The 12,801-nt window shown below is 61.7% G+C and carries 10 protein-coding genes; all 10 read left to right on the top strand.

Translation table 11 applies throughout. The features are described from left to right. Window positions 1-37: 37 nt before the first annotated feature. The 10 genes from bamA to carB all read left to right on the top strand — a co-directional run bounded on the left by bamA (window position 38) and on the right by carB (window position 12,658). Window positions 38-2,353: an outer membrane protein assembly factor BamA gene (gene bamA, locus O987_RS18485; RefSeq protein ID WP_003053422.1), complete on the top strand. Its 2,316-nt coding sequence runs from the start codon at window positions 38-40 to the stop codon at window positions 2,351-2,353. Next, window positions 2,353-2,859 carry an OmpH family outer membrane protein gene (locus tag O987_RS18480; protein WP_003053423.1) on the top strand — a complete coding sequence of 169 codons (507 nt, stop codon included), beginning with the start codon at window positions 2,353-2,355 and terminating at the stop codon, window positions 2,857-2,859. Before bamA ends, O987_RS18480 begins: the two co-directional genes overlap by 1 nt. 16 nt (window positions 2,860-2,875) lie before the next feature. Then, window positions 2,876-3,877 carry a UDP-3-O-(3-hydroxymyristoyl)glucosamine N-acyltransferase gene (gene lpxD, locus O987_RS18475; protein ID WP_003053424.1) on the top strand — a complete coding sequence of 334 codons (1,002 nt, stop codon included), beginning with the start codon at window positions 2,876-2,878 and terminating at the stop codon, window positions 3,875-3,877. Then, on the top strand, window positions 3,877-4,317 hold the full coding sequence (fabZ, locus tag O987_RS18470) for a 3-hydroxyacyl-ACP dehydratase FabZ (protein ID WP_003053425.1): 441 nt from the start codon (window positions 3,877-3,879) through the stop codon (window positions 4,315-4,317). The genes lpxD and fabZ overlap by 1 nt, the downstream gene beginning before the upstream one ends. 6 nt (window positions 4,318-4,323) lie before the next feature. Beyond that, a complete protein-coding gene (lpxA, locus tag O987_RS18465; RefSeq protein ID WP_043373939.1) occupies window positions 4,324-5,121 on the top strand; it encodes an acyl-ACP--UDP-N-acetylglucosamine O-acyltransferase in 798 nt (265 codons plus the stop codon). 50 nt (window positions 5,122-5,171) lie between these two features. Then, window positions 5,172-6,368: a lipid-A-disaccharide synthase gene (gene lpxB / locus O987_RS18460; protein ID WP_003053427.1), complete on the top strand. Its 1,197-nt coding sequence runs from the start codon at window positions 5,172-5,174 to the stop codon at window positions 6,366-6,368. After that, on the top strand, window positions 6,331-7,062 hold the full coding sequence (rnhB, locus tag O987_RS18455) for a ribonuclease HII (protein WP_043373937.1): 732 nt from the start codon (window positions 6,331-6,333) through the stop codon (window positions 7,060-7,062). The genes lpxB and rnhB overlap by 38 nt, the downstream gene beginning before the upstream one ends. A gap of 215 nt (window positions 7,063-7,277) precedes the next feature. Continuing rightward, the gene (locus O987_RS18450; RefSeq protein WP_003053430.1) at window positions 7,278-8,069 is read left to right on the top strand and encodes a TrmH family RNA methyltransferase; all 792 of its coding nucleotides are present in this window, start codon (window positions 7,278-7,280) and stop codon (window positions 8,067-8,069) included. A gap of 172 nt (window positions 8,070-8,241) precedes the next feature. Further along, window positions 8,242-9,414 carry a glutamine-hydrolyzing carbamoyl-phosphate synthase small subunit gene (gene carA / locus O987_RS18445; protein WP_003053434.1) on the top strand — a complete coding sequence of 391 codons (1,173 nt, stop codon included), beginning with the start codon at window positions 8,242-8,244 and terminating at the stop codon, window positions 9,412-9,414. Then, on the top strand, window positions 9,407-12,658 hold the full coding sequence (gene carB, locus O987_RS18440) for a carbamoyl-phosphate synthase large subunit (protein ID WP_043373934.1): 3,252 nt from the start codon (window positions 9,407-9,409) through the stop codon (window positions 12,656-12,658). Before carA ends, carB begins: the two co-directional genes overlap by 8 nt. The last annotated feature ends 143 nt before the right edge of the window (window positions 12,659-12,801 follow it).

Raw genomic sequence — 12,801 nt, 5'->3', positions numbered from 1 at the left:
TCGCTACGGTAGGCCGCATTCGCGGCGATTTCCACTCATGAAAAAACATTTCAATCGCTTGGGCGTGCGCTCTGCAACTGCCCTGGCTGCTATGGTTTTAGCTGCGCAAGCGGCATGGGCGCTGGAGCCCTTCAAGGTTCAAGATATCCGCGTCGAGGGTTTGCAGCGAGTGGAGCCCGGTACGGTGTTCGCTTCCATGCCTTTGCGCGTGGGTGATGACTACAACGACGAGAAGGGCGCAGCGGCCATCCGCTCGCTGTTTGCACTGGGCCTGTTCAAGGACGTGCGTCTGGAGGCCAATGGCAATGTGCTGGTGGTGGTCGTGGAAGAGCGTCCCACCATTGCCGAGGTGAACTTTGCCGGCACCAAGGAGTTCGACAAGGACACCTTGCTCAAGGCCATGCGCGATGTGGGTCTGGCCGACGGTCGTCCTTTCGACAAGGCCTTGGCCGACCGTGCCGAGCAGGAGCTCAAGCGCCAGTACATCAACCGCAGCCTGTACGGCGCGGAGGTTGTGACCACGGTGACGCCTATCGAGCGCAACCGTGTGAACCTGACCTTCACCGTCTCTGAAGGCGAGCCCGCGAAGATCAACGAAATCCACATTGTGGGCAACAAGGCCTTCAAGGAATCCACGCTCAAGGACCTGTTCGATCAGGACACGGGCAACTGGATGAGCTGGTACACCAAGTCCGACCGCTACGCGCGCAACAAGCTCAATGCCGATCTGGAGTCGCTGCGCTCCTACTATCTGCAGCGCGGCTATCTGGAGTTCCGCGTGGAGTCCACGCAGGTCGCCATTTCTCCCGACAAGCAGAGCATCGGCCTGACCGTGAACATTCACGAAGGCAACCAGTATGTGGTCTCGGGCGTGAAGCTCGAAGGCAACTACCTGGATCGTGACGACGAGTTCAAGTCGCTGGTCAAGATCAAGCCCGGAGAGCCCTATAACGCCGACCAGGTTTCCGAGACCATCAAGGCTTTTACCGACTATTACAGCAATTTCGGTTTTGCTTTCGCCAAGGTGGAAGCCGTGCCCGAAATCGACCGTACCAACAACCGTGTGTCCCTGGTGCTGCAGGCTCAGCCTTCGCGCCGTGCCTATATCCGTCGCATCAGCGTCAGCGGCAACAACAAGACCCGCGACGAAGTGATCCGCCGCGAGTTCCGCCAGTTCGAAGCCTCCTGGTATGACGGCCAGAAGATCAAGCTGTCGCGCGACCGTGTCGACCGTCTGGGCTTCTTCACCCAGGTTGAGATCGAAACCCAGGAAGTGCCGGGCTCTCCCGACCAGGTCGATCTGATGATCAACGTGGTGGAAAAGCCCACGGGCTCGATCCAGCTGGGTGCCGGTTTCTCCAGCGCCGAAAAGGTCTCGCTGTCCTTCGGTATCAAGCAGGAAAACGTTTTCGGCTCGGGCAACTATCTGGGCCTGGACATCAACACCAGCAAGTACAACCGCACCATGGTGGTGTCGACCACGAATCCCTATTTCACGGATACGGGTATTTCGCGCACCTATGACCTGTACTACCGCACCATCCGTCCCTACTATGACGATGGCGCCTACAAGATCATCACCAAGGGTGCCAGCGTGCGTTTCGGCGTGCCTTTCAGCGAAGTGGATACCATCTTCTTCGGTGCCGGTGTCGAAGGCAATGAAATCAAGCCGGGCACCTATATGCCCGAGGTCTACAACGAATATTGCGGCGGCGCTGTCGGTGCGAATGTCGGCTGCTCCAAGACCGGCATTCCCCTGACGCTGGGCTGGTCTCGCGATAACCGCGACAGTGCCCTGGCTCCGAATGCAGGCCGCTATCAGCGCGTGAATCTGGAAGCCTCGTTCATGAGCGATATGCGCTATGCGAAGGCCAACTACCAGATTCAGCAATACATCCCGCTGAACAAGAAGTACACGATCGCCCTGAACGGCGAGCTGGGCTGGGGCAAGGGCCTGGGCGGTAATCCCTATCCCATCTTCAAGAACTTCTACTCGGGCGGTCTCGGCTCGGTGCGCGGCTTCGAGCAAGGCTCTCTGGGCAAGCACGATTCCGTGAACACCAATCTGGCCCTGGGCGGTACCCGCAAGCTAACCCTGAATGGCGAATTCATGGTTCCATTCCCCGGAGCGGGCAACGACAGGACCTTGCGTCTGTTCGGCTTCGTGGACGTGGGTAATGTGTGGGCGGAAGGTGAAAGCATGGATCTGGGGACCCTGCGTGCTTCCACCGGTATCGGTATCAGCTGGATTTCGCCGCTGGGTCCTCTGCGTTTGGCGTATGCTCAGCCAATCCGTAAGGAAACCGGCGATAGAATCCAGAAACTGCAATTCCAAATCGGAACATCTTTCTAATGAAATCTCTCTCTAGCCATCTTTCTCTGGCTGTGCTGCTTGGCGCCATGGCCGTCTCTGCGCATGCACAGGAATTCAAGGCAGGTTTTGTGAACACGGATCGCATCTTCCGTGAGGCATCCGCTGCCAAGGCTGCCCAAGCCAAGCTTGAGCAGGAGTTTTCTAAGCGTGAAAAGGATTTGGTCGATCAGGGCAATTCCTTGAAGACTGCTTCGGACAAGTTCGAGCGTGAAGCCACCACCATGTCCGAGAGCCAGCGCGCTTCGCGCCAGCGTCAGCTGGTGGATCAGGACCGCGAATTCCAGCGCAAGCGCCGCGAATTCCAGGAAGACCTGAATGCCCGCAAGAACGAAGAGCTGGCCACGGTGCTCGACCGTGCCAACAAGGTTGTCAAGCAAGTGGCCGAGGCTGAAAAGTACGACGTCATCCTGCAAGAGGCCGTGTATATCAACCCCAAGTTCGATATCACCGACAAGGTCATCAAGGCCCTGAACGGCGCAAAGTAATCCCAGGGATACCTTTGTGAGCGTTCTATTGGGACAGATTCTCGATGCGCTCGGTGGAGAACTGATCGGCGGCGAGCGCGAGATGACCATCTCGCGCATCGCTCCGCTGGACTCTGCGGGTCACGGTGATCTGAGCTTTTTAAGCAATCCCCGCTATCGCCAGCAACTGGCCGCCTCACAGGCGGCCTGTGTCATTGTGGCGCCGGCGCTGCGCGATGAAGCGGCGCAGCGCGGTGCCTGCATTGTCACGGCCGATCCCTATGCCTATTTCGCGCGAGCCACCCAGTGGTGGAAGGCGCATCAGCAAGGCGGCAGGCCCAGCGGCATTCATGCCAGCGCCGTGGTGGATGCCACGGCCCAGGTGCATGCCAGCGCCTGTGTGGGGCCGCAGTGCGTGGTGGAGGCGGGCGCCGTCATCGGTGCCGATACGGTACTGAAGTCGCGCGTCACCATAGGCCAGGGCTGTGTGGTGGGCGAGCGCTGCATCGTGCATCCGGGCGTGGTCATCGGAGCCGACGGTTTCGGCTTTGCGCCATCGGCAGGCCGATGGGAGAAGATCGAGCAGCTGGGGGCCGTGCGCATCGGCAACGATGTGGAAATCGGCGCCAACACCTGCGTGGATCGTGGGGCACTCGACGACACCATCATCGAAGACGGTGTCAAGATCGATAATCTCGTGCAGATTGCCCACAATGTTCATATTGGCGCGCATACGGTGATTGCCGGCAATACCGGTATTGCGGGCAGTGCGCGCATTGGCAGGCACTGCCAGATCGGTGGCGCGGCCAATATCCTGGGGCATTTGACGATTGCGGACGGTACGGTGATTTCGCCGACCTCCATGGTCACTCGCTCCTTGCCCAAGGCAGGTTTTTATACAGGCATCTTTCCGCTGCAAGAAAACGAGCAATGGGAAAAGAACGCTGCAACCTTCAGGCAGCTGTACACGCTCCGGGAGCGGGTCAAGAAGCTTGAACAAGCGCTGGCTGAGGGCCGGCAAAGCAACAACGGAAATTGATGATGGATATTCAAGAAATTCTCAAGCAACTGCCTCACCGCTATCCCTTTCTTCTGGTGGACCGGGTGCTGGAGCTTGAGCGCAACACACGCATCAAGGCGATCAAGAACGTCACCTTCAACGAGCCGTTCTTCACCGGGCACTTCCCCGGCCGTCCCGTCATGCCCGGCGTGCTGATTCTTGAAGCTCTGGCCCAGGCCGCCGGCCTGCTGGCTTTCGATGCCATGGGTCAGGTGCCCGACGAAAACAATATCTACTACTTCGTGGGTATCGACTCGGCGCGCTTCAAGCGCCCCGTGGTGCCGGGAGACCAGCTGGCCCTGGAGATCACCATCGACCGCGTGCGCGGCGGCATCTGGAAGTTCAATGCCGTCGCCAGCGTGGATGGCGAAGTGGCTGCCGAAGCCCAGCTGATGTGCACCATGCGCCACGTGGGATAAGCATTGATGGCGGCTGTGAGCTTGATTCATCCCACCGCCCTGGTGGACCCCGCGGCCCAGCTCGACACCTCGGTGTCGGTGGGGCCGTATGCCGTCATCGGCCCCAGGGTGCGCATTGGCGCCCGCAGCAAGGTGGGCGCGCATTGCGTGATCGAGGGCGACACCACGATTGGTGAAGACAACCACATCTTCCAGTTCGCATCGCTGGGTGCGCAGCCCCAGGACAAGAAGTACGCGGGCGAGCTCACGCGTCTGGTGATGGGTGACCGCAACACCGTGCGCGAGTTCTGTACCTTCAACACCGGCACCATGCAGGACCGCGGCGAGACCATCATCGGCAATGACAACTGGATCATGGCCTATGTGCACATCGCGCATGACTGCGTCATCGGCAACCAGACCACGCTGGCCAACAACACAACGCTGGCAGGCCATGTGCATGTCGGCGACTGGGTGACCATCGGTGGGCTGACCGGCGTGCTGCAACGCATGCGCATCGGCGCGCACGCCATGGTGGGCTTTCAGGCCCATGTGAACAAGGATGTGCCGCCCTTCATGACGGTGGATGGCAATCCGCTGGCCGCGCGCAGCGTGAATCTGATCGGTCTCAAGCGCCGCGGTTTCTCGGATGCGCGTATTGCCGCGGTGCGCGAGATGCACAAGCTGCTGTACCGCCAGGGCCTGACGCTGGAGCAGGCCATTGCGGCCATGGATGCGATCAAGTTGGCAACGCCCGAAGCCGTGCAGGATGTGGACTTCATGCAGTCCTTTCTGTCATCGGCGACCAGTGGCATCACACGTTGATAGCAGCTTGCGCTGTCTCCATCTGGATTTGAGTCGTGAATAGCTCTGAAATGCCTAATAAGCAAGCGCAAGCTGCTGCGGATTCCGTAGCGCCCCGCATCGCCATGGTGGCAGGCGAGGCCTCGGGCGATCTGCTGGCTTCGCTGTTGCTGGACGGTCTGCGTCAGCGCTGGCCCGATGCAAGCTCCATGGGGATCGGCGGCGACAGGATGCAGGAGCGCGGCTTTGACGCCTGGTGGCAGTCCGAGCGTCTGGCCGTGCACGGCTACAGCTGGGAAGTGCTGGCCCGCGTGGCCGAACTGCTCGGAATTCGCAAAAAGCTGCGCCAGCGCCTGATTGCGCATCCGCCCTCGGTGTTCGTGGGCGTGGATGCGCCCGACTTCAACCTGGGGCTGGAAACGGGCTTGCGCGAAGCCGGCATCAAGACCGTGCATTTTGTCTGCCCTTCGATCTGGGCCTGGCGTGCCGATCGCGTGGAGAAAATCCGGCGCGCGGCTGACCATGTGCTGTGCATCTTTCCGTTCGAGCCCGAGCTGCTGGCCCAGCATGGCATCGAAGCCACCTACGTCGGCCATCCGCTGGCGCAGGTGATTCCGTTGCATCCCGACAGGGCGGCCGCGCGTGCGCGCCTGGGCCTGGCCGAAGAGGGTCTGGTGCTGGCCCTGCTGCCCGGCAGCCGCCGCTCCGAGGTGCGTTATATCGCCTCGGGCTTTTTCAAGGCTGCGGCGCTGGTCCAGAAGGCGTTGCCGCAGACCCGGATCGTGGTGCCGGCCGTGCCTTCGCTCTACGAGGAAGTGCAGCGCATTGCGGCCGAGGCCGGCATGCAGGACCGATGCCTGATCGTCAAGGGCCAGTCCCACGATGTGCTGGCGGCCTGCGACTGCACGCTGATTGCCAGCGGCACCGCCACGCTGGAGGCCGCGCTCTACAAGCGTCCCATGGTCATCAGCTACAGCATGCACCCCTGGAGCTGGCGCCTCATGAAGCGCAAGCAACTGCAGCCCTGGGTGGGACTGCCCAATATTCTGTGCGGCGACTTCGTCGTGCCCGAGCTGCTGCAGGATGCGGCAACGCCCGAGGCACTGGCCCAGGCCGCGCTGGGCTGGCTCAGAGCCAGCCAGGATTCTCCTGTCACCATTGAAGCGCTGGTTGAGCGCTTCACCGCGCTACATCACGAACTGCGCCGCGATACCGCCGAACTGGCTGCCCATGCGATCCAAAAAATCATTGCCACCCCCGCTGCTTGAGCAAGGCTGCCTGCCCTGGCATCCGCCCGGGCTGGTTGCCGGGGTGGATGAGGCAGGGCGCGGCCCCCTGGCCGGCCCGGTGGTGGCTGCTGCCGTCATTCTGGACGACATGAAGCCCATTGCCGGGCTGAACGATTCCAAGAAGCTCACGGCCAACCGTCGCGAGGTGCTCTACGACGAGATCCGCGCCAAGGCGCTGTGCTTTTGCATAGCGCAGGCCTCGGTGCAGGAGATCGACGAGATCAACATCCTCAAGGCCACGCTGCTGGCCATGCGCCGCGCGGTGATGGGTTTGCGCCTCAAGCCCGTGCTGGTGCTGGTGGATGGCAACCAGCTGCCTCAGATCGATGTGCAGGCAGAGGCCATCGTCAAGGGTGACTCGCTGGTGCAGGCCATTTCGGCGGCCTCCATCTTGGCCAAGGTCACGCGCGACCGCTGGTGCGAACGCCTGGACGCCCAGTATCCGCAGTACGGCTTTGCAGGACACAAGGGCTATGGCACGGCCGCGCATCTGCAGGCCTTGCGTGCCCACGGTGCGACGGCCGAGCACAGGCGCTCTTTTGCCCCCGTGGCCCAGGTGCTGCAGGCCGGCCAGGTGTGCGCTGGCGCAGCGGCCCAGCCCGTGCTGTGCGAGACCGGGCTGTCGGGGGTGACTTCCAGCCTGCAGATGTCGCAGGCTTTGCTCTACGTCTGATGCGCGCCTGATGGTCGGGCCTGCATTCCCGAGTGGGGCGCAGGGGCTGCTCGGGCGCTCTATCTTCTTTGGGACTTACGCGAACAAGAATGCCACGACGGCCTGCCTTCTGAGGCAGTCGCCCGGCCTGAACCCGTTTTGCGTAAGTCGTGTTCTTTTTTCAGGCCCGGCCAGGCGCTTGCATGCCGGGTTTTTGTTTTTTCTCAGAGGTCGACATGGCTGCACGCCCCCAGGTCACGGACATTCATTCGCGCGACAACGCTTTCGTCAAGGAACTGCGCCGCCTGTCCCAGGACAGCACGGCCTACCGCAAACAGGGGCAGGTCTGGCTGGAAGGCGATCATCTTTGCCGTGCGGCCCTGGTGCGGGATCTGAAACCAAAGGTTGCCGTTTTTGCGCAGTCTTTCTGGCCCCAGGCGCCCGAAGAGTGGGTGCAGGCTGCCAGCAAGGTCGTGGTGCTGGCCGATGCCTTGTTCGACGAGATCAGCAGTCTGGAATCTCCCGCCCGCATGGGCTATGTGATGGACTGGGACGCGGCCTTGCAGGCGCAGTCCGGCATCGCCACCGTGGTGCTGGACCGCGTGCAGGATGCCGGCAACGTGGGCAGTATCCTGCGCAGCGCGTCGGCCTTCGGTTTCACCCAGATTGTGGCGCTCAAGGGCACGGCCGCGCTGTGGAGTCAGAAGGTGCTGCGCGCAGGAATGGGCGCTCACTTCGGTCTGCATCTGGTCGAGGCGGCCTCGGTCGAGGATGTGAAAGCCCTGCAAGTGCCCCTGGTAGTGACCAGTTCCCATCAGGGGACATTGATTCATGAGGCTGATCTGCCCTGGCCCTGTGCCTGGGCCATGGGTCACGAAGGGCAGGGTGTGGGCGAGGCGCTGATGGAGATGGCGCAGCGCCGCATCAGCATTGCGCAGCCCGGAGGTGAGGAGTCACTCAATGTGGCCGCTGCGGCCGCGATCTGCCTGCATGCGAGCAGCGTAAGCATGCTACGCCGTAGAGGGTAATCCCGGGGCGCTTCAAAGGGGTGAAGCGGACAGAGCCTATAATGGGCGGCTTTCAAGCATTCCTTCATACGCCTAGCGACGCTTCCTCGCCATTCCCTGCAGACACAAATGTCCCAGCGCACACGCCGGGGCTTCGTTGGGCGTAACCGTAATTAAAAAACCGGAGAACCCAGTGCTTTTGTCTCTCAAGGGAAATTTCCCATCCGCCATTCTGGCGCTCGCAGACGGCACGGTCTTTATTGGCAACTCGATTGGTGCGCAAGGCACCACTGTTGGCGAAGTCGTTTTCAACACCTCGCTGACCGGCTACCAGGAAATCCTCACCGACCCCAGCTATTGCCAGCAGATCGTGACACTCACGTATCCGCACATCGGCAACTACGGTGTCAATCCTGAAGACGTCGAAGCTGACAAGATCCATGCCGCAGGTCTCATCATCAAGAACCTGCCCCTGCTGGCCAGCAACTTCCGAAGCACGCAGACGCTGTCCGAGTACCTGACCGAAGGTAAGACCGTCGCCATCGCCAATATCGACACCCGCAAGCTCACGCGACTGCTGCGTGATCACGGCGCGCAGAACGGCGCAATCGTGGGTCTGGCCGCTGGTGAAGAAGTCACCCAGGCCAAGATCGACGAGGCCATCGCCGCAGCCAAGGCCGCACCCAGCATGAAGGGTCTGGATCTGGCCAAGGTCGTGACCACCGACAAGTCCTATCCCTGGGCTGAAACCGAGTGGAAGCTGGGCGAAGGCTACGGCCAGCTCGAAGCGCCCAGGTTCAAGGTCGTGGCCTACGACTTCGGCGTGAAGAAGAACATTCTGCGCATGCTGGCCGAGCGCGGCTGCGACGTGACCGTGGTGCCTGCCCAGACGCCTGCCAAGGACGTACTGGCCCTGAACCCCGACGGCGTGTTCCTGTCCAACGGCCCTGGCGACCCCGAGCCTTGCGACTACGCCATTGCCGCTGCGCAAGAGATCATGGCCGCCAAGAAGCCTCTGTTCGGCATCTGCCTGGGTCACCAGATCATGGCTCTGGCCTCCGGCGCCAAGACCTTCAAGATGCAGAACAGCCATCACGGCGCCAACCACCCCGTGAAGGACCTGGACTCCGGTCGCGTCAGCATCACCAGCCAGAACCACGGTTTTGCGGTGGAGATCGAGTCGCTGCCCGCCAATGCCCGCGCCACGCACATCAGCCTGTTTGACGGCACGCTGCAAGGTCTGGAGCGCACCGATGTGCCTGCCTTCTGCTTCCAGGGTCACCCCGAAGCATCGCCCGGCCCCAACGATATCGGCTATCTGTTTGACCGCTTCACAGCGCTGATGGAGAAACACAACAATGCCTAAGCGCAACGACCTTAAAAGCATTCTGATCATTGGCGCCGGTCCCATCGTGATCGGTCAGGCCTGCGAGTTTGACTACTCCGGCGTGCAGGCCTGCAAGGCCCTGCGCGAAGAGGGTTACAAGGTCATCCTGATCAACAGCAACCCTGCCACGATCATGACGGACCCGGCCACGGCCGACGTCACCTACATCGAGCCCATCACCTGGCAGACGGTCGAGAAGATCATTGCCAAGGAACGTCCCGATGCCATCCTGCCCACCATGGGCGGCCAGACCGCGCTGAACTGCGCGCTGGACCTGTGGAAGAACGGCGTGCTGGACAAGTACAAGGTCGAGCTGATCGGTGCCAAGCCCGAAGCTATCGACAAGGCCGAAGACCGTCTGAAGTTCAAGGACGCCATGACCAAGATCGGTCTGGGCTCCGCGCGCTCCGGCATCGCCCACTCCATGGACGAAGCCTGGGCCGTGCAAAAGCAGATGGGCTTCCCCACCGTCATCCGCCCCAGCTTCACGCTGGGCGGCACCGGCGGCGGCATTGCCTACAACCCCGAGGAATTCGAAACCATCTGCAAGCGCGGTCTGGAGGCTTCGCCCACCAACGAGCTGCTGATCGAAGAATCCCTGCTGGGCTGGAAAGAGTACGAGATGGAAGTGGTGCGCGACACCGCCGACAACTGCATCATCGTCTGCTCCATCGAAAACCTGGACCCCATGGGCGTGCACACCGGTGACTCCATCACCGTAGCGCCGGCCCAGACACTGACCGACAAGGAATACCAGATCATGCGTAATGCATCTCTGGCCGTTCTGCGCGAAATCGGTGTGGACACGGGTGGCTCCAACGTGCAGTTCTCGGTGAATCCCAAGGACGGTCGCATGATCGTCATCGAGATGAACCCCCGCGTCTCGCGTTCCTCGGCACTGGCTTCCAAGGCCACGGGCTTCCCCATCGCCAAGATCGCGGCCAAGCTGGCCGTGGGCTTCACGCTGGACGAGCTCAAGAACGAAATCACCGGTGGCAAGACCCCCGCTTCGTTCGAGCCTTCGATCGACTACGTGGTCACCAAGATCCCGCGTTTCGCCTTCGAGAAGTTCCCTGCTGCCGACAACCGGCTGACCACGCAGATGAAGTCCGTGGGCGAAGTGATGGCCATCGGCCGTACCTTCCAGGAATCCTTCCAGAAGGCCTTGCGCGGCCTGGAAGTGGGCGTGGACGGCATGAACGAAAAGACCCAGGACCGCGAAATCCTGGAAAAGGAACTGGGCGAGCCCGGTCCCGACCGCATCTGGTATGTGGGCGACGCTTTCGCTGCCGGTTGGTCGCTGGACGAAGTGCACAACATCACCAAGATCGACAAGTGGTTCCTGGTGCAGATCGAAGAGATCGTCAAGATCGAACTCGAGCTGGACAAGCTGTACGAAGAAAAGGGCGAAGGCGCTCTGGCGGCTCTGGATGCGCAGACCCTGCGCAGCCTCAAGCAAAAGGGCTTCTCCGATCGCCGCCTGGCCAAGCTGCTGCACACCAGCGACAAGGCCGTGCGCGAAGCGCGCAAGGCGCTGAAGGTGCGTCCCGTGTTCAAGCGCGTGGACACCTGCGCGGCAGAGTTCTCTTCCAACACCGCATACATGTACTCCACGTATGACGAAGAGTGCGAAGCCGCTCCCACGGACAAGAAGAAGATCATGGTGCTGGGCGGTGGCCCGAACCGTATCGGCCAGGGCATCGAGTTCGACTATTGCTGCGTGCACGCCGCCATGGCCATGCGCGAAGATGGTTACGAAACCATCATGGTCAACTGCAACCCCGAAACCGTGTCCACCGACTACGACACTTCCGATCGCCTGTACTTCGAGCCCCTGACGCTGGAAGACGTGCTGGAAATCGTGGATGTGGAGCAGCCCGAAGGCGTGATCGTGCAGTACGGTGGTCAGACGCCTCTGAAGCTGGCCCTGGGCCTGGAGCGCGAAGGCGTGAAGATCATCGGCACCACGCCCGACATGATCGATGCCGCCGAAGACCGCGAGCGCTTCCAGAAGCTGCTCAACGAACTGGGTCTGCGTCAGCCTCCCAACGCCACTGCGCGTACCGAAGCCGAAGCCCTGGAAAAGGCTGCCGGCCTGGGTTACCCCCTGGTGGTGCGTCCTTCCTATGTGCTGGGCGGCCGTGCCATGGAAATCGTGCACGAGCAGCGCGACCTCGAGCGCTACATGCGCGAAGCCGTGAAGGTCTCCAACGACTCTCCCGTGCTGCTGGACCACTTCCTGTCCAACGCCATCGAGTGCGACGTGGACTGCGTGCGCGACAAGACCGGCGCCGTGTACATCGGCGGCGTGATGGAGCACATCGAGCAAGCCGGCGTTCACTCCGGTGACTCCGCCTGCTCGCTGCCTCCTTACTACCTGAAGGCCGAAACCGTCGCTGAAATCAAGCGCCAGACCGCAGCCATGGCCGAAGGCCTGCATGTGGTGGGCCTGATGAACGTGCAGTTCGCCATCAAGGAAGCGGACGGCCAGGACGTGATCTACGTGCTGGAAGTGAATCCCCGCGCCTCTCGCACCGTGCCCTTCGTCTCCAAGGCCACCGGCGTGCAACTGGCCAAGGTGGCCGCACGCTGCATGGCCGGCCAGACTCTGGCCGAGCAGGGCATCACCAAGGAAGTCACGCCGCCTTACTTCAGCGTCAAGGAAGCCGTGTTTCCGTTCGTGAAGTTCCCCGGTGTGGACACCATCCTCGGCCCCGAGATGAAGTCCACCGGTGAAGTCATGGGCGTGGGCAAGACCTTTGGCGAAGCCTTTGTCAAGAGCCAGATGGGTGCCGGCGTGCACCTGCCTGCCGAAGGCAAGGTCTTCCTGTCGGTGAAGAACAACGACAAGACCCGTGCCGTGGCCGTGGCCAAGGAACTGGCCGCCATGGGTTACAGCCTGTGCGCCACACGCGGCACGGCCACGGCGATTGCCGAGGCCGGCATCGAGGTGCAGACCGTGAACAAGGTCACCGAGGGTCGCCCCCACATCGTGGACATGATCAAGAACGGCGAAATCGCCCTGGTCATCAACACCGTGGAAGAGCGCCGCAACGCCATCGCCGACTCGCGCCAGATCCGTACCAGCGCGCTGCTGGCACGCGTGACCACCTTCACCACCATCTTCGGCGCGGAAGCGGCCGTGGAAGGCATGAAGGCCATGCGCGGCAGCCTGGACGTGCACTCGGTGCAAGAGCTGCATGCCATGCTGACCAAGGCCTGAAAAGGCTGACGCCCGAGGCAGCCCGCAAGGGCTGCCGGGTTTTTACCGCACTTGTGCCGCGGCAAACACGGCATAATCTCCGGTAATGTATTTGAACCGCCGCGCGGCAACGTGCGGCGGTTTGCTTTTGGGGCACAGGCCCC

The sequence above is a fragment of the Comamonas testosteroni TK102 genome (genome assembly GCF_000739375.1).
Taxonomy (GTDB): Bacteria; Pseudomonadota; Gammaproteobacteria; order Burkholderiales; family Burkholderiaceae_C; genus Comamonas; species Comamonas brasiliensis.
The sequence above is the reverse complement of the archived record's forward strand: the minus strand, read 5'-3'. Positions and strand labels throughout refer to the sequence as shown.